We start from the raw sequence: 20,566 nt of genomic DNA, 5'->3' as shown, positions 1-20,566 counted from the left end.
ATATTATATATATGATGCTTAACATCATTGTTATTTTAACATTCGCTATTCTCGCTTATTTTGCCGTTTTAAATATATGGTGTTTTATACTTTTAATTAGCTGTGCCCCCGACATTCTCAAAAAATTCAAAGAAGCAACTTATGGCGGCATCGATCAATTAATTGACCATCTCGACCTAATGCCTATTACTGTAGTTACTCCTGCCTTTAATGAAGAACATCGCATTTTAAATATGCTATATAGTGGACTTAACAGCGACTATAAAAATACCAAGTTTATTGTTGTCAATGATGGTTCTACTGATGGAACAATGGAACTATTAAAAAAAGAGTTTTTTCTCTATGAAATCCCTGTGGCCAGCAAGCAGTTAATAAAAACATCAAAAATAAAGCATTATTATCAATCCGAACGATTTAAAAATTTAATGGTTATCGATAAGGAGCATTCACCCTGGAATTGTGCTGCAGATTCAATTAATGCCGGTTTAAATGCATGCCAAACTCCAATTATGATGACCATAGATGCCGACACCATTGTAGAGCCCGAAGCATTAACTCGATTAATCTATACCTTTTTATCCCACCGTCATTGTGTTGCTGTGAGTGGTACTGTTTATTGTTTAAATGGTAATCGAGTCGTTCATGGAAAGATGCTAACCCATCAATTACCAAAACCTTTTATTTCCGCATCACAAGCTTTAGAGCATATGCGTTCTTTTCTTTATAGCCGCTCGGGTTTAAACTCTTTTGGCGGTGCATTATGCTTTCCAGGGGCATTTACACTGTTTGAAACAGAATTGTTACATCAGATGCACGGCTTTGATACACAAAATTTTAGTTATGATGCAGAAATTACCATCAAAATACACCATTTCATGCGTAAACATAAATATCCTTATCTAGTAAAGCATTCATCAGATGCTTTTTGCTGGACTGAAATGCCCCCCACATGGAAAGCCTTCTGGAAACAGCGAGATAAATGGCAACGCGGGATGTTGCGAAGCGCAGACAAACATTTGGGAATGCTATTCAACCCAAGATATGGGATTGTGGGCTTATTAACTTTTCCACTGTATATAGTATTTGATATTTTCGGACCAGTAATCGAATTTGTATCGCTAATATTATTTTTAATATGCGTTTATATTCAGCAAATTAATTGGTACATGTTGATGTGGTTACTGCTTTTAGCGTGGGGATTTATTACCTATGCTACATTAACCGTGCTTTTTCTGAATGTAATTAGTTTTAACAAATACCGGAAAAGAAGTGATGTATTTCGATCTATCTGGTTGTGTTTTACCGAAATGTTAGGCTTTCGTCAATTTCGTGCCATAAACTGTACGGTATCAACACTCCGTTATCTGATTAATCGTATCTTAGGAAAACCGCTTTAATAAGCCCAACCCATTTATTGCAAATCAAATTAATCCCCTAAAATAAAAATTTATTTAAAAACAGCAATTAAACATAGTGTTGACGATCCCCTCCAACACGATTATATTTGGAGGCGGATGGCGCAATGGGTATACGTTTTCACTAATGCATCGTGATACATAATTCAATTTTCTGCACAATTTACAAGGAGAGTACCGTGTTGATTTATTGCTTTTTATCTCTATTCAGTAGGTGCCTGTAGATGCAAAGGCATATAATAATTCTCTCCTGTTTTATGTTTTTTGATGCCATGGCGAGCTCACCTCAAGCTATCCAAATAAATCAACCCCATCATTTAGTAAATCCAAGTAATAAAAAACTATCAGCTGCCTCGCCCTATTCTTTTCAACAAGTGCAACGCTTACGACGGGAAGGTAAACTGGCGCAAGCAAAAACATTAGCGAAAGCCTATCTGCAACAACATCCTACTGATGGTGATATGTTGTTTGTATTAGGGTTAATTTATTATCAAGAAAGAAACTTTAATGAAGCCAGCTCTTGTTTTAGTCGCGTCTTAGCTAAAACGCCAACTTACATGGATGCACGAATTGCCTTAATACGCATAAAAATTCTTAATAAAAAATTTCAAGAGGCATCAAATTTAATTGTGGTTGGACTATACCAAAATCCTAAACAACAAGAGCTCATTGAACTAAAGGCAACGATTATCCAGGAAGTAAGTATTTTATCGGCTAAAGGCCTATTAAAAAAACACCCAGGAGAAGCAGCAAGGCGCGCAGTAGCGATAACAAAGCAACCAATAGCAGTAACAAAACACGCCGTAGCAATAGCAAAGCAACCAATAGCAGTAACAAAACACGCCGTAGCAATAGCAAAGCAACCAATAGGAGTAACAAAACACGCTGTAGCAATAACCAAACGCGTTGCAGAAGTGAAAAAACCACCGGCAACAAGCCTCGCAGAGATAAAAACATTAAGAGCACAAGGCAAACTAAATATTGCCAAAGAAAAGTCATTGCAGAATTTAAAAATTAATCCTAAAGACTTAGATAGTGAATTATTATTAGGGCTTATTTACCTTCAACTAAAGGATTACCCTCAAGCAAGAGTTCGCTTAAGGGCCGTTTTAATCCAAAAGCCAGACTATTTGGATGCACGTATTGGTTTGATTAAATTAAATTTAGTGCAAAAGAGAGTTAAAGAAGCAGGCGATTTAATTAGGCAAGGCATGGCAACTAATCCACACAATTATCAGCCCCTGCTATTACTAAAAAAACAACTCGCGTATTTAACTACCCCTCAAAAGGCAAAAAGAGCCTATTCAGCACGCCAAGCCCCGAAAGTAGACAAATTAGCTCAAGCTAAAAGTTACATTGCACAAAAGAAATATAATGAAGCTAAGATTATTCTACAAAATTTAGTCGCTCAATACCCGAATAACAGTGAATATCACATTGCACTGGCTAATTTTTATCTTGACCGACACAATGATATGAAAGCCTTGAGTGTGATTAGGCGCGGACTCAAAAGTAATCCCTATAATGCCGATTTGTTAATCAAGCAAGGAATGATCCATGACACCCTTCGCCAATACTCTTTAGCAGCACGCTCCTATCAACAAGCCAAGAAAAGTTCACCTAAAGATAAAAAAATCGGTGGCTTATTAGCAGACATTAATAGCATTAGCCCTCGTTATGCCTATGGTTTAAATGAAATCGGTATCTCCTCTGATAACGCTTATGTCTCTGACTTACATTCTGTTTGGGATTGGTCAAGCATCTATTACAGTCGAGATACCATCTATGGAGTAGCTACGGCAAAGGTCAACTATGCATCGAGACTACAGCAAAAAGCGCCTCAATATGAGCTCGACTTTTCACCGCGATTTAATAGAAATATTTATGCTGATTTAAGCGTAGCCTTTGCAAGTAAACCTGCCATATTTCCTGATGTTGCAACATCTGGTGAAGCTTACGTTAACATCCCTAAATTTTTTGAACTGTCCGGCGGTGCCAAATATGCCAAAATAGCTCAAACCTTTTTTGTAACCTATACCAGCTCAATCAGCTTTTATCCTTCAAGTTACTGGTTCAATTTTCGACCTTATTATTTTGTTCCCAAAGGTCATAAAAACACGTCTCTTTTGTATACAGTAAAGGCCAGAAAATATTTTGGTGGTACCCTGGATCACTACTTTGGGATTGGTGCTGGTAGCGGAAAAAGCCCTGACCTTGCTGATTTATTAACAGTTAATTTTATTGTTATTCAAAATAATTACATCAATGCGAGTTATGGTTTCCCTATTTTTAACCATCATGTCATTACAGAATTAGGAGCGGGCTATCAACGATGGAAATATCCAAGCAATCTAGTGCGTAATCTTTATGACGGCTCAGTCGCCTTTAAATATAGGTTCTGAAAGGATACTCATGGAAACAATACTGCACATTGTAAAAATTGTAGCAATAATAGAAATAATCCTAATCACCCTATTTGTATTACTCACCTTTTTTGCGAAATGCTATTTTAGCTGGCATAAGAAAAAAAATAGCCACAATTTAAAATGGATTTTTGAATTACTCCATTCTCATATGGCAAATAAAGAACCCATTTCCATTGCACAAGCTAAAAAACTAAAAAAATCCGTCCCTAATGTCCTAATTGTCATGAAACGTTTGGCAGAAAAACCTAATGATTACTTTGAAGAGCTCAAAAAACAATTATTTACTTTGGTATTAAAGCCCGTAGCAGTGAAATGGTCCTCATCGTATAGTAGTTTCAAACGCAATCAAGCTGCAATGTGTTACTTATACGGTCTGGATTCAGACGATCGAAAGAGAATATTTCGATTACTCAATGATGCTACCCTTCTTATTTCCATGAATGCCGGTCTTAGCATCGTGCAATTTGGTGATGCGGAGCAAATTAATAATATCATCACAACCTTCTCTCAAGGGAGGCGTTTGCAACAATCTTTATTAGCCAAGATGATTACCAGAGGCTCTCGTGATCTATCCCCAATTATCATCGAAAGATTACACATAGAATTAAATGCCTATGTGAAAACATTTTGCTATCGACTGCTTTGTGAGTTTCCACAACAAACAATTGCTCCCATCGCTAAAGAAGACTTTAACATTAATGTGGTTGATTTAAAGATAGCAATTATTCGCTACTTCATGCATTGCCAGGATAGTGAAAAAAATGAATTGATCTATGCTCTGGCCATGGACGAACATTGGGAGGTCCGTGCAATCATAGCAAAATCAATCGGTACAATTCCTGGAGACAAGAGCATTCAACTCCTAGAGAAATTATTATGTGATCCCGAATGGTGGGTTCGCGTAAATGCCGCAAACGCATTAATCGAACAAGGCGAAAAAGGCATAGACGTTTTAAATAATCAATCCCCCGATAAAGATAGATTTGCTTATGAAACAGCCCAGAAGGTATTAATAACAAGGGAGCACGTATGATATTAAATATCCTTGTTTTTTTAACAATTGCTATCCTTATATATTTTGCCTTTTTAAATATTTGGTGCTTTATACTTTTAATTAGTTGCGCCCCCGATATCATCAGAAAATTCAAAGAAGCAACCTATGGCGGTATTGAGCAATTCATTGATCACCTCGACTTAATGCCAGTAACCGTTGTTACCCCTGCCTTTAATGAAGAAAATCGAATTTTAAATATGTTATACAGCGGGCTAAACAGTGACTATAAAAATGTTAACTTTATTGTAGTTAATGATGGATCAACCGATGGAACCCTAGAACTATTAAAAAAAGAGCTCCAACTCTATGAAGTACCGGTGACCAGTAAGCAATGGATCGAAACTTCAAAAATAAAACATTATTATCAATCCGAACGATATAAAAATGTAATGGTTATTGATAAAGAACATTCTCCTTGGGGTTGTGCAGCTGATTCAGTTAATGCCGGCTTAAATGCATGCCAAACGCCGCTCATGATGACTATTGACGCCGATACCATTATAGAGCCTGAGGCATTAACTCGATTAATCTTTACCTTTTTATCACACCGTCATTGTGTTGCGGTCAGTGGAACCGTTTACTGTTTAAACGATAATCGAGTTGAGCGAGGAAAAATGCTCACTCGTCAGTTACCTAAACCGTTTGTTTCTGCATCACAAGCGCTTGAACATATGCGTTCTTTTCTTTATAGCCGTTCGGGCTTAAACAGTTTCGGAGGAGCATTATGCTTTCCAGGGGCATTTACCTTTTTTGAGACACAACTTTTACATGACATGAATGGTTTTGACACAAAGAATTTTAGTTATGATGCAGAGATAACCATCAAAATCCATCATTACATGCGAAAAAATAACTATCCTTACATGGTGAAGCACTCATCAGATGCCTTTTGTTGGACTGAAATGCCGCGCACATGGAAAGCCTTTTGGAAACAACGTGACAAGTGGCAACGCGGTATGTTACGAAGCGCGGACAACCATTTGGAAATGTTTTGCAATCCAAGATATGGGATTGTGGGTATGTTAACATTCCCTTTTTATATTCTATTTGACATTTACGGGCCAGTAATTGAATTTCTTACCCTGATATTATTTGTAATATCCCTCTTCCTTCAACAAATAAACTTCACCGCGTTGATGTGGCTACTACTCATGGCCTGGGGATTTATTACTTATGCAACCTTAACCGTGCTTTTTTTAAATACAATTAGCTTTAACAAATACAGAAAAAAAGGCGATTCATTCAAAGCAATGTGGTTATGTTTTACTGAAATGCTAGGTTTCCGCCAATTTCGCGCGCTGGGCTGCACGGTCTCATCAATTCGTTATTACATCAATCGTATTTCAGGAAAGCCACTTTAGTGTATCCTTCGCTCGTTAGGCATAAATTTGCCTGATTGCAAGCCACTGTATCTTGCTGGCACTCCGCGGTCTGCCACTAAGGATTATATTGGTTGGGCCTAGAGCATTATTCCATTCTTCTTTTTTAATATAAGCATTTGCACGTCCATAAAGGCTCTCTAACTCGCTATTATTTTCAACTAATAATTGTGCATTTTTTTCTATTTAATTCAGCATAATAAATACTTTTCATCTCCGTTTTGCGCGCTTTTTATTCAAACTGAATTATCGCGTCAACTTACATTCCCGAATAAGAAACACATTAACATTAGGAGTAACCAGCTATCCTATAGAACAAAACCAAGATAGAAGATATGATGTTACGCAAAATACAGTCATTTATATGAGTGAAAAAACAAACTCATAAAGTTCAATTGATTCAAAAATAATTTTTCATTTTTTATCAAAAATATGGAGTAAAATATGATGCATGATGTCGAACTACGGCTATCCAAATATTGGTTTTTAAAATCTAAAGAGCAAACAAAGAGAACTCAAGATAGCAAAGCTATTTCACAACTAGGTGCTAATATCATAACCCAATGCCAAAACATCCTCGCGATGACTGATGATCCTTATACCAAGCAACAATTAAATTTAGTAATTCATAATACTACAGGCCTTATCGCCTTAGTTTCATCAAAGGAAAACCATAAAGATATTGGAAACGCATGTAGAGAACTACAGACTAATGTTTTATGCTTTCCAACGACAATCCATACCCCTAGTAATCTTGCCAGCGTAAACTATAAACTTTCTTTGATATGTATGTACATCCTTTTACTGAGTGTGGCTTTAACCGTAGGTGGATCATTTGGGGCTCTATATTTTGGTGTTCTTTCTGCAAATTATATCGCCGATTACCTTGTAATTGCTCTTGCCAGCATAGGAATTCCAGCACTTTGTGTCGGCGCATTTTCTTATGGTGTCTACTCCTCACAAAAAGATCCGGTATCAGAACGATTTAATGACTTAGTTCAAAACATTGAACTGTTTTGTGATGAAGTTTCTCCAGTTGAAGAAGAAGCGAAGGAAGAAGATAATTTATTAGTATCCCCCATTAAAAACGCAGCACAAGTAAGGTTTTAAAATTTAAAATGATGTAGCCTGGTTGGTCGCAACCAGGTTTTCCTTAAACGACAACCCAATCAAGCGGTAAACAACCGACTACGGCGATAATAACTCCTTACGCCATTCCTCCCCGACTCTACTAAATCGAAACACTTGTGAAAAAGAAATTGGCTCTACTGTATAAAAAACAAAAGCTTCAGGCTTAAAACGAAACCCCATATAGTCATCACATATCGGAATAGGTTGATTAGGGAATTGCTCGTCCAATTCCTGCTTTCGCTTATCCAACTGATGCAAATCAGAAACCACTTGGCCTGATGTAGGGGCATAAGCAGAAAAACGCAATTGTCGCTCTCTCGGTAAACTCGCCCAATAATGCTCATTTTCTTCTGGAGAAATTGGTTTTTCAGTTCCTTCAATACTCACCTGACGTTGCTGCATAGCAAATAAAAAGTTCAGCGTTGCCGCAGGATTAGCAAGCAACTCGCTAACTTTGCGCGTTCCTTTTTGTGTAAAAAATAGAATGCTATCGTTTTTATTTCTCGAATAGCCACCACCCGACTATGAGGAATACCTGATGCAGTACAGGTAGCTAACACCGCACATTCGGGTTGTGTAACCCCAAATTCTTTTTCTTTGAGAACAAATCTGCTAGGCATTCGTAATTTTGCAGAAGAAATAGCTATTGAGGGTGGGGAGCAATTTCATGCAGATCGTCTTGAGAAACAGATCGATGACTTAAGTATCAAAACCGCTCAGCGAGTATCTATCCAAAATAAAACAGCGGCATTTAATGTATTAATGGCAATTTTCAAATGCTGGTCCCTTTTCTTACAGCAGCACTTTTGTATTTTAACGATTTAATTAGCTTAGACGCATTTTATAACCCAAATCAGGCTCAGCAAGCCTTATCTCAATACGCTCTTTTCCACCGCCAATATTAATCCTTTTTAAATTAATAGCCCCAACCTCCCCCGTAGATTTTACATGAGTTCCCCCACAAGCAACGCGAGAAAATCCCTCTATTTCCCAATAACGTCGTTGGTTCGTCACATCAAAAAATCCAGTTTTAATAAGCCGATCCTCCTCTACTATTCGATTATAGTCAGCCAAGAGTTCAGAAAAAATAAATGATATATTTTGGTTAAAAATAAAGTCTACTCGTGCTTTTGATTCAGCAATGTGTGCGCCGATTTTTTGCGCATCTAATTTTCTCGTTATCAACTCAAGCACTAATTCTGCGGCAAAATGCAAACGCATCAATCGGTATCGTCGTGACCACTCAATATGCATGCTTACTGCATCACCAACAGCAAGCTTATGCTCTTTTGGTAAAGTATAATAAATCAGATTCTCCGCGAACTCAGAGTTAAGAACAGGATAATCATGAATCCACGCCTTGTCACTTTCTTGCCCTCCTGAAAAAGAAAATGCTATCGTTTCATCTAATAAAATGCGTTGTCCTTCTACTGATGCTATCTTGGTTACTAAAGAATGTTGGTACGGGTTTTCCCAAAAAATTTTTTTCATATGACTTACCGCCAAAGAGAACACTTTCGAGTTAATTCACTTACCTTATCCCAATCGCCAAACAATACGATCCCGTAATAGATTAACCCCTCCTCTTTCGCTTGGGCAGTGCGTTCTATTTGCTCTTGATAAGTACCAACAGTCATTGTATCGGTAAAATCATTGCATAAAATATTCTGGGCTTTTGCTTCAGCACGCAACTTTCGAATTTTATTGGAACTATCAGCCAAAATAATAAAGGGAATTTCGGAAATAAAGGGATGAGAGCCGCCATCAGCATCACAATAATCTGTAAGACGCAACTCCTCTTGACCAATAGCCGAACCCAGTCCAATACACATATGTGCCAAAGCATTCATCACTTTGCCAGGCTCAATACTTTTGTTCAGTACGGCTACCAATTTATTCTTAAATTGCTCTGCTGCCATTATAAACTCCTCAGATCATGTTGCTTCACAAATTGTGCGCTTTAACGCATAATAACCTAAGTTAACTATGTGCGCTATAGCGCACGATGATTTTTATGGAACATTTATACAAGCACATTGCCCTAACTTTAAAAAATTTACGTAAAGAACGTGGTTGGAGCCTTGATAAAGCTGCAGCGGCCACCGGGGTAAGCAAGGCAATGTTAGGTCAGATAGAACGAGAGGAATCCAGCCCAACCATTGCCACTTTATGGAAAATTGCCAGTGGTTTTCAAACCTCGTTCTCCTCTTTTATCGAGGAATTACAAACTCATTTCAATGAACCCATTTATCGAGCAGGCAAAACCCAGCAACTTCTCCCTAGTGATGAAAAAATTCGGGTATTGACTCTATTTCCTTTTGATAGCCAATTAAATTTTGAATTGTTTGTTATTGAATTATTACCTGGTTGTGAACATTTATCCCCACCTCATAAGCATGGAGTTGTTGAACATGTTATCGTTCTAGAGGGCGTTATGGACATTTTAATTGATAATACATGGCAAACAGTCCATGAAGGGGACGGTCTGCGTTTTGAAGCAAGCCAACCGCATGGCTATCGTAATACCACTACAGAGATCGCTCGATTTCACGATATTATTCACTATCCATGAACGACGTTTTGAGCAAGCCTAAAAGGACTATGTGATGCATTTTGGGGGAGTAACCTGTTTTGATATTTAAAACGCAATGCAACCCAATTAATTATCATAAAATTATTGAACAATTTTTCACGTTGTGAAAAAAATTTAAACACAACTGTGCCTTTTAGATGTATAACCTTAAAATTTAGCCAAATACCCTTTTAGTATGGTTCTCATCCCCTAAGGAGAGAACCACTCATTAACTGCCCTATTCCACTCCTGAGGCCGCTCTAAGTTAGATAAATGCCCTGCATTTGCCAGTACAACCAGTTGGCTATTGCTGGCCAAAAGCCGCATCTGCTCACTTTGTGATGGGGAAATAATTTTATCTTGCTCACTAGTGATGATTAAAACAGGTACTGCAGTCTTTGCCAATAATTCGAGCATTGGGTTGCGCAATGCCATACCGCGTAAAGCAGAAGCAAGGGCAGTGGATTTTTGCATGGTTAAAATGTGAGAAAGAACCGCTTTAGTTTGTTCTGATACCGTAGGGGCTAGCGCTTTTTCCATAAACCCCTTAACCAATTTCTCAGTACCATTTTCCAATACGTCGACAGCACTTTTTTCACGATTAGCTTTTGTTTCATCACTGTCGGCAATTGCTTGCGTATTCGATAAAATTAACCCTTCCACGTGATGCGGATAATGTTCTAAGAAGGCGAGTGCAATATAGCCCCCCATAGACTCTCCACCAATAATCGCTTTCTTAATGTGTAAATAATCTAATAATTCTTTAACTTCCATAGCATAATCCGCCATGGCCACTGCATTTCCGTCAACCAAAGAAGATTCACCAAACCCCCATAAATCTAAGCTGATTACTCGAAATTGTTGCTTAAGTCCCTCATGTTGAGGTTCCCATAAACGCTTATCTGTGGGAAAAGCATGAATTAATACCAAGGGCGTTCCTTGGCCTGTTTCTGTATAAGAAATAAAACGGTTATTGATATGTATGGTTGTAGCATAGAGGCGAACGCTAAATACAACACTGCAAATAAGTAAAAGCAAAAATCCATTTTTTCTCATCATTAATTTTCCTTCACTATAAATCCATACTTTTCTTGATTTAGATTGGGCTGTGAAGCCAACAGCGGAAGTAGCGCAAACTCTGTTTGCCTCTACAATTATCTCATTCATTCTGAATAAACAATTAGTTTAGAATCTTCCCTAAAGCCGTATCCTGAGGATCACCTTCATAGCCATCTGGATCATTAAATGACATCTTACTGTACCCATTTTTTTGATAAAACTCTAATGCTTTTGGTGAAACCTCCACATGCAAACTTTTATATCCTTGTTCTTTAAGCCAACGCTCACATAAGAGCAAAAAGTGCTGCCCATAACGATGATTTCTTTGGGCTTCATCAACAACAAGAATTCGCACCGCAACTCGAGCATCAGGCCAGAGCTGTAAATGAGCATAACCAATGATTTCAGTACCTTGATACAAAACAAAATGCAGATGCGCACCATGCTCAAAGGTGCAGGTATAAGGATCAGCAAGGCCCACCCGGTCAAAAAAATAAAATTGGCGTAAATGACGAATGGCATTCCATTCTCGAGGAGTTAATGCGTTTACTACCCTCAAACCGACACACCCGGTTCGTTTATCAATCTGGGAAACAAAATCTTCTTTACCAAAACAATATGCACTAATGTCATCAGGATGTAATTGGGCCAAATTTTGTTTTAACTGAGCATAAGCATCTCGGTCTTTGGGATGCTTATGCATCCAATCACGGAATTTTACATGCCGTTCAATTTCAGCACTCTCTTGCTCAAATACATGAACATTGAACGAGGGTTGAGTACCTCCCTTTTGAAAAAAACGGCGAAAAAGCATTCCTGACTCGCCTTTGACCTCATATCCCAATTCAATCATTAAGGGATTCATGGCATCAACTTGCGTAATATCCCAAACAACCGGAATCATATCGATAATAGGCTTAGCAGCTAAACCTGGTACTGAAGTAGAGCCAATATGGTGAATTTCGATACAATTAGGTCCTAAGGCTTTTTGGATCAATTGGGCTTCTTCTGTAAATTGTCCTGACCAGTGACTATCATAGGGAAGTACTTTAATAAGCCGTTTTTGAAGTTCTTTTGTCATAATTTACCTCCTCGCCCATTCTAACTGGAATGTTGCTGATTTAACTGCTTGAACCACAAATACATTGCCTTGTTCCGTATCTTGAGTACAAACAATTTTATTCTCCATACCCGATTGCGCATAGTTGCTATCAGCAAACTCCGGTTTTAAGTTTCCTTGCACATCTACACAGGGAAAAGATACTTGTTTACTGTGTACTAAGCTAATGAAGGTGGTACCGATTATTATCATTTCGGCACTCATTTAGATGGTGCCTCAATTAATCAAATTTATTTATCTGAGCTTGAGTTATTACACCTCTTTATTCATCATTTCAATGACACGATGCGCGACTCAAAAATACTGACCAACGTTTATAATATAAAATTTGGTCTTGACCATCAGATGCCTGGATTTACTTATCAATCAGATTTTGAATTATTAAAAATACAACTCCACGTTCTGAGTTTTTACGTGATTTAGCACTAAATCAAACCCCACAGGGAAAAAACCGTACCCCGCGGCAACATGATGCATTTATTATCCATAAAGAATCTCAAAAGGTAATTATAATCCCCAAGCAGCAATTAAAATGCTTAAAACTTTTAATTCAGGGCAATTGCGAGATGCGTATTTAAATTGATGATAGTGCAAAACGAATAGCACTCAAAACCCAATCATTGCCAAAACATAGTAGCGAAGTAAACCAGGATTTCGAAGCATTGAACCCTGGATTGCTTTACTACGTTCGTAATACGGTAATTTTACTTTTACTATCTTAGTCTCTAATTTTTAATTCAAGCCCAACTCAACAACAAAAGCCAAACCTAATTTGGCAAAATTTTCTAAATGATCCAGACTGATTGTCTCTAATCGATCATTAGATGTATGAACATTATCATTATCGTCATCTAAGGTAGCCGCCGATGGATAGCACACAGGAAATCCATTTAAATGCCAGTTTGCATGATCACTACAAGCATAACCACAATGAGTGTAAGAAACAGGAATATTTACATAATGAGTAGTTAAATTAGCCAAAAATTTAGTCAACTTAGAATCCACATAATCATCCAATAACCAAATCGTATTGTCTTTTGGATTGGCTCTAAATCCCGCCTGATCAAATTGCAGAACTGCTTTGACAGGTGTTTTTTTATCTAAAAATGATTGTACAACATAACCAGAACCAACCAAACCCTGCTCTTCTGCCGCATAAGCAATGACATAAATGGGATGATCAAAATTAATTCCTGAAGATAAAAGCATTCTGGATACTTCCAAAATGGTTGCGATTCCGCTAGCATCATCATCTGCCCCTGGCATATTTCCCTTTAGCGTATCTATGTGTGCACCGATTACTACCGCAGCACCAGGTTTTTCCTTACCAATAACCGTTACCACTGAAGGCTGCTTATACTTTTTACCTGTTGCGACCAAATAACTTTGAACATCGTTGCGATGATAATCTTTTGCCATAGAATCGATTTGGTCTTTAAACCATTGTGCAGCCAAAACACCTGTTTGAGAGTTTGCCGCACGATTAACATAGCTCGTAAGATGCTGCATATATCCCCAAAGATTACTCCTATCAATTTGCTTCAATAATGGCGTAACTTGAGCATCATGCCTTATACGATATTCATCATGCCTAAAAGTAGTTCGAGAGTTGGTTAGATTAATTAATAACTGATTTTCATTAATCTGTTGTTGAAGCATCAATTTTTTATAGGGCTCAATATTTAAAAAGCCTCCACATGCACGTCGACTACCACGTAACACGTTAACCACTTGATCATTCATTTCAATTTCAATTAGCGTATATTTATCTGTCCTTGTAATTAAGATCGCTAAATTTGCTAACTTCTGATACATACAGTTTGTGACAATTAATTTATCTTTAACTGGCAATTGATTTGCTGAAAGATTAAAACTTAGAGCCATCAGGAGTAAAAAAAATCTTTTCATTATTATCCTTAATATCAAAAACAAGTAGTTTACCCTATTTAAAAATAAGTTTTAAAACCATTTGCATTAAATCTTATCGTTATTATAATTGGACTTATTTTGATCAATTGGTATGCACTAATGAAATTTATTATTGATGAAATAATCTATTATGATGAGAAAGATCCAAAAATCGAAATTTCTTGGAGCACTATTCACGCTGATGGGACCAAGAAACCATTCATTACTGAGGTTTTTAAATGGCAAAATTATCCTGAAATTCTTGCACCCACCATGTTACTAAAAATGAAACCGCTTAGAGATGAAGAGGAGCCAGGTGACGAAGATAACTTATTTCTAGGCCATCACACGCCAGCTACACGCTTACAGAGGTTAAGCAAGGCGCAGCTTAACACCACCATGGTGTTGACACTTAACCATTTAAATTTCTTCAACAACACAAAAACGGTTACATGGAAAAAACCACCTAAACCAGAACAAATGACTTCAGATGATCTGAGAATACTTTATCCCTTAAGTTATGTAATCTATTCTGAGTACTTATTAAGTAATGGACAACCTTGTCGTGTGCCGCTGTATATGGTCTGCCATGATGGCGTTGTTGACGAGAAACCTGAACCATCCATGCTAAAAGAGTTTAAACCTCCGCGTTCATTGCGCCATATATTATTTCCCTCTGCCAATCAGACGAAAAGCTCTGAATTAGCGGCGCAAAACTCAAATAGCGAGAAAACTGATAGTCATAAGCCAGATGAGGCTTCAATTTATTATCCTCAATAAGAAAATTTCGACGTGCCGTACTTGTCTGCGGCACATCGAAAAATAAGCAGAGATAAACCTTAGCGACCAGCTAAAGCAATCGCAGCAGGCGTATACTCATAACCTAAATCACGAGCAACCGCTTCAAACGTAATTTTACCTTGATGCACGTTTAAGCCGTTTAATAAATGATGATCATTTAATAAAGCCAGCTTCGTACCTTTGGTAATAATGCTTAACACAAAAGGTAAGGTTGCATTGTTCAAAGCAAAAGTCGAGGTTCTTGGTACTGCGCCAGGCATGTTGGCAACGCAATAATGAACAACTTGATCCACAACATAAGTTGGTTCTTGGTGTGTCGTAGGACGACTTGTTTCAAAACAACCGCCTTGGTCAATTGCCACGTCCACTAATACAGAACCAGGGCGCATGGATTTTAACATCGCACGGGTTACTAACTTTGGAGCCGCAGCACCAGGAACTAATACCGCACCAATCACTAAATCAGCTCGAGATACATACTGTTCAATTGCATCCGAAGTAGAATAAACTGTATTAATCTTGGAACCGAATTGGAAATCCAATTCATTTAAGCGTTGTAACGAGCGGTCTAATACAGTGACGCGCGCTTCCATACCCATAGCCATACGTACCGCATTGGTACCTACAACCCCACCCCCAATAACGACAACATTAGCTGCTGCGACACCAGGAACACCACCTAATAAAACACCACTTCCACCTTGGGCCATTTCTAAACAATGAGCACCAGCCTGAATAGACATGCGACCAGCAACTTGCGACATTGGGGTCAATAAAGGTAAACCACCATCATCCTGAGTTACAGTTTCATAAGCAATTGCCGTGACGCCAGATTCTTTCAGCATACGCGCTTGATGTGGATCTGGAGCTAAATGTAAATAAGTAAATAAAGTTTGTCCTTCGCGAAGGCGTTTGCATTCAATAGGTTGAGGTTCTTTAACTTTAACAATTAAATCCGCTTTAGCGAATACTTCATCCGCACTGTCTACAACCTCAGCACCAGCATGGCTGTAATCGTCGTCAGAAATACCAATTCCTAATCCAGCACCTTTTTCAACGATAACAGCGCTACCAACTCTTATGATTTCCCTAACACTTGAAGGGATAAGACCTACACGATTCTCTTGTGGCTTAATCTCTTTTGGAACACCTACTAACATAATTACTCCCTTTTACTGTGTTATAAACTGTTTTTATAGACCTTATTTACATTACCACTGGGTCCAAATGCTCCTGGCTTACAAAATGCCCGCAGAGCCTAACTTTTATTTATTTTTTAAATGCGCGATTAATTGTGGTACTAATTCGAATAAATCGCCAACTAATCCATAATCTGCAATTTGGAAAATTGGAGCGTCTTCATCTTTGTTAATAGCAACGATCACTTTCGAGTCTTTCATACCAGCCAAGTGCTGTACTGCTCCTGAAATACCTACGGCGATATAAAGCGTCGGGGCGACTACTTTTCCGGTTTGTCCAACCTGATAGTCATTGGGAACGAATCCAGCATCAACGGCAGCACGTGATGCCCCCACTGCAGCGCCTAAAGCATCTGCTAATTCCTCTATTAATTTAAATTTTTCAGCGCTTTGTAATCCCCTACCCCCAGAAACAACTATTTTAGCTGTGCCTAAATCTGGACGCTCGGATTTACTCAGTTCATGCTTCATAAATTGACTGCTTTGAGCAATAAACTCATTGTCTAGTGCTTCAATAGAACAGGCTGTCTGGGTTGCCGTTACCGCATCAAATGCTGTCGTTCTAATAGTTATCACCTTGATGGCATCAAGAGTTCGCACCGTCTCTATGGCGTTCCCTGCATAAATAGGATGCTCAAAAGTAGAACCATCAAGAATTTTACTCACATCCGAAATTTGCGCAACGTCAAGCAAAGCGGCAACGCGTGGAGCAATATTTTTACCAAAAGTACTGGATGGAATTAATATGGCTTTAAATGAGTTGGCAAGTGATAACACCAAATTACTCATTTGTTCTGCTAGTGGATGCTCGTAACAAGACTTATCTACATATAAGACCTTATGCACACCAGAAAGTGCTGCCACTTGCTCTGCTACTGTTTTGCATTGATGTCCTGCGACCAGCAGGTGTATTTCCTCATCTAACTGCTGTGCAGCAGACAAAAGATTCCGAGTTGCGGGATGCATGGTTTGATTGTCATGTTCAACAAGTATTAAAGTGCTCATCCTTTCTCCTTATCAAAGCACTTTGGCTTGATTTTGTAATTCATTAATGAGCTCATCTATTGAGCTTACCTTTTTTCCTGCACTACGTGCAGCAGGTGCGGTAACTTGAATCACTTCAATATGTTTTTTCAGTGCTAAGCCCATATTATCTAATTCAATAACATCTAAAGGCTTACGTTTTGCTTTCATAATATTAGGTAAACTGGCATACCGTGGCTCGTTCAAGCGCAAATCAGTACTTACTATCGCTGGCAATTGAACTTTAATTGTTTCTAAGCCACCATCTATTTCTCGGATTACTTCAAGATGATCAGTGCTAGCTTCCAGCTTGGAAGCATAAGTGGCTTGTGGCCAATTTAATAAAGCGGAGAGCATTTGGGGGGTTTGATTATTATCACCATCAATGGCTTGCTTTCCCATTAAGACTAAAGAAGGTTTTTCCTCGTCAACAATCTTTTTCAATACTTTAGCAATGTTCAAACTTTCCAAAGAATCGGGTGTACGCACGAGAATAGCCCGGTCAGCACCCAACGCTAATCCGTGACGTAGAATTTCTTGTGAGCTGTCCGTACCAATACTCACAATCACTACTTCTGTAGCCCAATTTTTTTCACGTAAACGTAGTGCTTCTTCGACAGCAATCTCATCAAATGGATTCATTGCCATTTTGATATTTTGTGTTTCAACTCCGGTATTATCCGATTTGACCCTTATTTTTACATAGGGATCGATTACACGCTTCACTGCAACGAGAATTTTCATAATTCCTCACTGGAAAATCAAAACAAAAGCATCTTGCCAGAGTTTTGGGGGCTAATTCAAGGGGAAATTGCGATTAAGTTATAGATTATTGCATAAAAACAAAGCTTAAAGTGGGGCAGTGCCCCACTTAAAATGTAGTCCGTATTAGGTTTAGATCCTGTAGTACACTGCACTAATACAAGCTACAATATTACCTATCATAGCGAAGAGCTACCTACACATTCCGTCGCCTTACCATCCATCATCGCCAATGGATTATTGATAAAAAACTGGAGAAAGCGTTCTGCCTTATTAATTGCAGGTCCTGTATAACGCCCTTCTTCATATACCATTTTATTTTCTTTTAACTTAACAATTAATCGCTGAGCTGCCTCTAATTTTGTTTCGATAGGATCATGATTTTGATCCAGCTCACGCATTTTAGTTAAAAACCGAGTTAGAACCCGGTCTTTTTCAGCCCCAGTACGATGACGTAAAAACCATTGCTCTTTTAATGAGGAACACCGAATTTCGATAGGAGCAACTATAAGCTTTAACTGATAGTTTCTAAAAAGCAATCCCGCGTCCTTATTTTCACCAGCCTTAAGTAAAGCTTCTTCTATATTTTCAACCGCATCAGAATCTGTTCCAGAAAAAAGTGGTTCCAATACAGTACAGCCTACTTGCAATGTCGCCATGTAACATTGGCGAGAACTCCAAAAAATCAATTCCATTAAGCGAACAAGCAATGCGGTAGTAGTTGCCGCAGTAACAGAGGTTACTTGTTGCACCGTACCACCAAATGATTGCAGTTCAGAAATATTGGTTTTGCCAATATACTCCCCTCCTTTTAGCACAATAAAATATAATGCATAAATAGCCAGTAACTCTTCTGCAAAAGCAAGAGTACCTATGCTTACTAAAAGTACAGGAATAAACGATAATAAGGCTTTGATTGCGGTAGGTTTAACCTTTCCAATCTCATCGTAATAGTTTACCGATTCGTTTAATAAGCCTAAAAGGCTGTTATATAAACTTCGTTCATTATAAGTTCTAGCCTTTGATGATAAATTTTCTAACCATTTCTTAAGATCATCCTGGTTCGTTATTTCACCAAATGTAAGCTCTTTATAATTTGATGGCGTAACTAACCGTTGATAGCAATCAGTTAAAGTTCGTTTACATAAACCATCATTTACGCCTTTAGATAATTGCTGTTCCAGCCACTTTACTTCCGGTAATAAATCAGCCGGGGTCTCAAACAACAAAAGCAGTTTATTATAGTTTTCCGCTATTCGTTCCGTTTCCGCACCATCATGCAATAAACATTGATTCAGCAATAAATTAAAGGAGCGCTCTAAATTAAATAGTTGCTCTTCGCTTAAATTGTTATTCGAGGGTAGGGATTCCTGCTCCACAATAAGGGAAGGATATGTAGGTTGTTCACCATCAACAGGACCAATATGAATTCCATTCTGAGAGTTGTGTTCAATAACAAGTCCATCTAAAGACGGAAGCTCATTTAAAGGAGTAAGCGACTCATTCTTATTGATATAAATCCCTTTTTCTTGATCAAATTTAGCATAGACCTCAACTAAAGATTTCAAATTAGCTTCCATAGTCATAATCACTCCTTGAAACCTAAGAAGCGCAATTACGCTTCTTAGGTGAAATCATCAGAGCCTGTTTATACTTTTCAAACGAGTTAAATGATTAACAGTCCCTATGATTCTTGTCCGCTTAAAATTAAAGGCTTTGAATCAATGCAGCCTTTTTCCTCAAACCAATTTTTTTGTTTAAGATAATGAGTATAAAAGCCTACTACTAACAACGTTAAATAAAAGCCGGTCATCACATCACTTAAATAATGATAATACAATAATACCCTAGACGCCGCGACTAGGAGCCCCGCTGCAAGTACAGCATAAAAATAACGTGGAAACAGAACACCAAGGCCTACAGCCAAACTAACTACTGTTGTAGTATGTCCTGAAGGAAAGGACCAATAATATTTGTTCAGCTTAAACCAATAAAAACCAAACTCATTGCTGCTAAACAATAAATCAGGACGAGCTCGACTTAAAGCAACTTTCAACACAAAACACACTAAGTTGGCAAAAAAAACACAACCCAATAAATACCATGCTCTTGCTTCAAATACGGGATTAGTGCGTACATACCGAAAATATAGTGCAGCAGCAAGAAATAAAACAATGTAAGCAATCCATTGTCCAAATGCGGTCAAAATACTTAAAATATGTATATTTGTTCTTAAATCAAGTTGATGAAAATAAGTAGCCAAGTTCTTATCAACAAAAATATAGGACAATATAACCAAAATTGCATAAAGCAAAATAACCCATGGTTTTTTCATAAACTCAAATGTTTTTTCAAATTGTGTCATCAATCAAATTCCTTAACCTATTTAAAACTATCTGTCCTCATCCACATGTGAGCGCTTCAACTTCAATACAGACTCACGCAAATACCAGGGTATTGTAATCACTACTGTTCGCTCATCACGCTCTAAAAATAATAACGCACGTAACCCTGGTGCATGAATATTATGTAACAGATACTCATACCATTTTGGTTCCACTAACTCAGGTATAATAAGCGCAATAATCCTGTCTGTCCTTTGTTTTTTCACTTTTTTAATATAATTAAGCACCGGTTTATAAATACGACGATAAGGTGATTTAATAATTTCCAACTGAGGTACAGTAACTTTTAACTTTTTTGCAGATGCTTCAATT

Annotated in this window: 21 protein-coding genes; 8 read left to right on the top strand and 13 right to left on the bottom strand. The window is 37.9% G+C overall.

Annotated features, from left to right (window positions below; all coding sequences use genetic code 11):
• Positions 1–11: 11 nt before the first annotated feature.
• The 5 genes from J2N86_RS05650 to J2N86_RS05630 all read left to right on the top strand — a co-directional run bounded on the left by J2N86_RS05650 (position 12) and on the right by J2N86_RS05630 (position 7,384).
• Entirely contained in the window at positions 12–1,397 is a 1,386-nt protein-coding gene (locus J2N86_RS05650; RefSeq protein ID WP_252581571.1) for a glycosyltransferase, read from the top strand.
• A 242-nt stretch (positions 1,398–1,639) separates the two neighbouring features.
• On the top strand, positions 1,640–3,817 hold the full coding sequence (locus J2N86_RS05645) for a tetratricopeptide repeat protein (protein WP_252581568.1): 2,178 nt from the start codon (positions 1,640–1,642) through the stop codon (positions 3,815–3,817).
• A gap of 10 nt (positions 3,818–3,827) precedes the next feature.
• Entirely contained in the window at positions 3,828–4,874 is a 1,047-nt protein-coding gene (locus J2N86_RS05640; protein WP_252581565.1) for a HEAT repeat domain-containing protein, read from the top strand.
• A complete protein-coding gene (locus J2N86_RS05635; RefSeq protein WP_252581562.1) occupies positions 4,871–6,256 on the top strand; it encodes a glycosyltransferase in 1,386 nt (461 codons plus the stop codon). The genes J2N86_RS05640 and J2N86_RS05635 overlap by 4 nt, the downstream gene beginning before the upstream one ends.
• A gap of 462 nt (positions 6,257–6,718) precedes the next feature.
• Positions 6,719–7,384: a hypothetical protein gene (locus J2N86_RS05630; protein ID WP_252581559.1), complete on the top strand. Its 666-nt coding sequence runs from the start codon at positions 6,719–6,721 to the stop codon at positions 7,382–7,384.
• 78 nt (positions 7,385–7,462) lie between these two features.
• Here the strand turns inward: J2N86_RS05630 and J2N86_RS05625 are convergent, their stop codons facing one another.
• Positions 7,463–7,849, bottom strand: a complete 387-nt coding sequence (locus J2N86_RS05625) for a hypothetical protein (RefSeq protein ID WP_252581556.1) — start codon at positions 7,847–7,849, stop codon at positions 7,463–7,465.
• Positions 7,850–8,002: 153 nt separating this feature from the next.
• On the opposite strand from J2N86_RS05625, the gene J2N86_RS05620 reads away from it, so the two are divergent.
• Positions 8,003–8,230 (top strand): hypothetical protein, encoded by a 228-nt coding sequence (locus J2N86_RS05620; protein ID WP_252581555.1) that lies wholly within the window; start codon positions 8,003–8,005, stop codon positions 8,228–8,230.
• On the opposite strand, the gene J2N86_RS05615 is transcribed toward J2N86_RS05620, so the two are convergent.
• Together J2N86_RS05615 and J2N86_RS05610 are read right to left on the bottom strand one after the other, a co-directional pair.
• Entirely contained in the window at positions 8,231–8,896 is a 666-nt protein-coding gene (locus J2N86_RS05615) for an alanyl-tRNA editing protein (protein WP_252581554.1), read from the bottom strand.
• Positions 8,897–8,901: 5 nt separating this feature from the next.
• The gene (locus J2N86_RS05610) at positions 8,902–9,324 is read right to left on the bottom strand and encodes a DUF2000 domain-containing protein (protein ID WP_252581553.1); all 423 of its coding nucleotides are present in this window, start codon (positions 9,322–9,324) and stop codon (positions 8,902–8,904) included.
• Positions 9,325–9,419: 95 nt separating this feature from the next.
• Here J2N86_RS05610 and J2N86_RS05605 point away from each other — a divergent pair, with 95 nt between their 5' ends.
• A complete protein-coding gene (locus tag J2N86_RS05605; protein WP_252581552.1) occupies positions 9,420–9,977 on the top strand; it encodes a helix-turn-helix domain-containing protein in 558 nt (185 codons plus the stop codon).
• A 210-nt stretch (positions 9,978–10,187) separates the two neighbouring features.
• On the opposite strand, the gene J2N86_RS05600 is transcribed toward J2N86_RS05605, so the two are convergent.
• The 4 genes from J2N86_RS05600 to J2N86_RS05585 form a co-directional block, all read right to left on the bottom strand.
• Positions 10,188–11,036, bottom strand: coding sequence for an alpha/beta fold hydrolase (locus J2N86_RS05600; protein ID WP_252581550.1), 849 nt, complete (start codon positions 11,034–11,036; stop codon positions 10,188–10,190).
• 121 nt (positions 11,037–11,157) lie between these two features.
• The gene (locus J2N86_RS05595; protein ID WP_252581548.1) at positions 11,158–12,117 is read right to left on the bottom strand and encodes a bifunctional GrpB family protein/GNAT family N-acetyltransferase; all 960 of its coding nucleotides are present in this window, start codon (positions 12,115–12,117) and stop codon (positions 11,158–11,160) included.
• Between the two features lie 3 nt (positions 12,118–12,120).
• The gene (locus tag J2N86_RS05590; protein ID WP_252581545.1) at positions 12,121–12,348 is read right to left on the bottom strand and encodes a hypothetical protein; all 228 of its coding nucleotides are present in this window, start codon (positions 12,346–12,348) and stop codon (positions 12,121–12,123) included.
• Between the two features lie 540 nt (positions 12,349–12,888).
• Positions 12,889–14,064 carry a M20/M25/M40 family metallo-hydrolase gene (locus J2N86_RS05585; protein ID WP_252581543.1) on the bottom strand — a complete coding sequence of 392 codons (1,176 nt, stop codon included), beginning with the start codon at positions 14,062–14,064 and terminating at the stop codon, positions 12,889–12,891.
• Positions 14,065–14,184: 120 nt separating this feature from the next.
• Here J2N86_RS05585 and J2N86_RS05580 point away from each other — a divergent pair, with 120 nt between their 5' ends.
• Positions 14,185–14,844: a hypothetical protein gene (locus tag J2N86_RS05580; protein WP_252581540.1), complete on the top strand. Its 660-nt coding sequence runs from the start codon at positions 14,185–14,187 to the stop codon at positions 14,842–14,844.
• A 59-nt stretch (positions 14,845–14,903) separates the two neighbouring features.
• Here the strand turns inward: J2N86_RS05580 and ald are convergent, their stop codons facing one another.
• From ald to J2N86_RS05550, 6 genes are all read right to left on the bottom strand, one after another.
• Positions 14,904–16,025 carry an alanine dehydrogenase gene (ald, locus tag J2N86_RS05575; protein ID WP_252581537.1) on the bottom strand — a complete coding sequence of 374 codons (1,122 nt, stop codon included), beginning with the start codon at positions 16,023–16,025 and terminating at the stop codon, positions 14,904–14,906.
• Between the two features lie 105 nt (positions 16,026–16,130).
• On the bottom strand, positions 16,131–17,069 hold the full coding sequence (locus J2N86_RS05570) for an electron transfer flavoprotein subunit alpha/FixB family protein (RefSeq protein WP_252581534.1): 939 nt from the start codon (positions 17,067–17,069) through the stop codon (positions 16,131–16,133).
• Between the two features lie 12 nt (positions 17,070–17,081).
• Positions 17,082–17,831 carry an electron transfer flavoprotein subunit beta/FixA family protein gene (locus J2N86_RS05565; protein WP_252581531.1) on the bottom strand — a complete coding sequence of 250 codons (750 nt, stop codon included), beginning with the start codon at positions 17,829–17,831 and terminating at the stop codon, positions 17,082–17,084.
• Positions 17,832–18,028: 197 nt separating this feature from the next.
• Entirely contained in the window at positions 18,029–19,435 is a 1,407-nt protein-coding gene (locus J2N86_RS05560) for a J domain-containing protein (RefSeq protein ID WP_252581528.1), read from the bottom strand.
• A gap of 98 nt (positions 19,436–19,533) precedes the next feature.
• Entirely contained in the window at positions 19,534–20,214 is a 681-nt protein-coding gene (locus J2N86_RS05555) for a phosphatase PAP2 family protein (RefSeq protein WP_252581525.1), read from the bottom strand.
• A 27-nt stretch (positions 20,215–20,241) separates the two neighbouring features.
• Positions 20,242–20,523 carry a hypothetical protein gene (locus J2N86_RS05550; protein ID WP_252581522.1) on the bottom strand — a complete coding sequence of 94 codons (282 nt, stop codon included), beginning with the start codon at positions 20,521–20,523 and terminating at the stop codon, positions 20,242–20,244.
• Positions 20,524–20,566: the final 43 nt, after the last annotated feature.

It is taken from the genome of Legionella lytica, from assembly GCF_023921225.1.
Taxonomy (GTDB): domain Bacteria; phylum Pseudomonadota; class Gammaproteobacteria; order Legionellales; family Legionellaceae; genus Legionella; species Legionella lytica.
Note: the sequence above shows the minus strand (reverse complement) of the source record. Positions and strands in the feature narration are given on the sequence as shown.

Coding starts and splice junctions, on each gene's coding strand:
- J2N86_RS05650 (WP_252581571.1), top strand. CDS start 12: ATGATGCTTAACATCATTGTTATTTTAACATTCGCTATTCTCGCTTAT.
- J2N86_RS05645 (WP_252581568.1), top strand. CDS start 1,640: ATGCAAAGGCATATAATAATTCTCTCCTGTTTTATGTTTTTTGATGCC.
- J2N86_RS05640 (WP_252581565.1), top strand. CDS start 3,828: ATGGAAACAATACTGCACATTGTAAAAATTGTAGCAATAATAGAAATA.
- J2N86_RS05635 (WP_252581562.1), top strand. CDS start 4,871: ATGATATTAAATATCCTTGTTTTTTTAACAATTGCTATCCTTATATAT.
- J2N86_RS05630 (WP_252581559.1), top strand. CDS start 6,719: ATGATGCATGATGTCGAACTACGGCTATCCAAATATTGGTTTTTAAAA.
- J2N86_RS05615 (WP_252581554.1), bottom strand. CDS start 8,896: ATGAAAAAAATTTTTTGGGAAAACCCGTACCAACATTCTTTAGTAACC.
- J2N86_RS05610 (WP_252581553.1), bottom strand. CDS start 9,324: ATGGCAGCAGAGCAATTTAAGAATAAATTGGTAGCCGTACTGAACAAA.
- J2N86_RS05605 (WP_252581552.1), top strand. CDS start 9,420: ATGGAACATTTATACAAGCACATTGCCCTAACTTTAAAAAATTTACGT.
- J2N86_RS05600 (WP_252581550.1), bottom strand. CDS start 11,036: ATGATGAGAAAAAATGGATTTTTGCTTTTACTTATTTGCAGTGTTGTA.
- J2N86_RS05595 (WP_252581548.1), bottom strand. CDS start 12,117: ATGACAAAAGAACTTCAAAAACGGCTTATTAAAGTACTTCCCTATGAT.
- J2N86_RS05590 (WP_252581545.1), bottom strand. CDS start 12,348: ATGATAATAATCGGTACCACCTTCATTAGCTTAGTACACAGTAAACAA.
- J2N86_RS05585 (WP_252581543.1), bottom strand. CDS start 14,064: ATGAAAAGATTTTTTTTACTCCTGATGGCTCTAAGTTTTAATCTTTCA.
- J2N86_RS05580 (WP_252581540.1), top strand. CDS start 14,185: ATGAAATTTATTATTGATGAAATAATCTATTATGATGAGAAAGATCCA.
- ald (WP_252581537.1), bottom strand. CDS start 16,025: ATGTTAGTAGGTGTTCCAAAAGAGATTAAGCCACAAGAGAATCGTGTA.
- J2N86_RS05570 (WP_252581534.1), bottom strand. CDS start 17,069: ATGAGCACTTTAATACTTGTTGAACATGACAATCAAACCATGCATCCC.
- J2N86_RS05565 (WP_252581531.1), bottom strand. CDS start 17,831: ATGAAAATTCTCGTTGCAGTGAAGCGTGTAATCGATCCCTATGTAAAA.
- J2N86_RS05560 (WP_252581528.1), bottom strand. CDS start 19,435: ATGACTATGGAAGCTAATTTGAAATCTTTAGTTGAGGTCTATGCTAAA.
- J2N86_RS05555 (WP_252581525.1), bottom strand. CDS start 20,214: ATGACACAATTTGAAAAAACATTTGAGTTTATGAAAAAACCATGGGTT.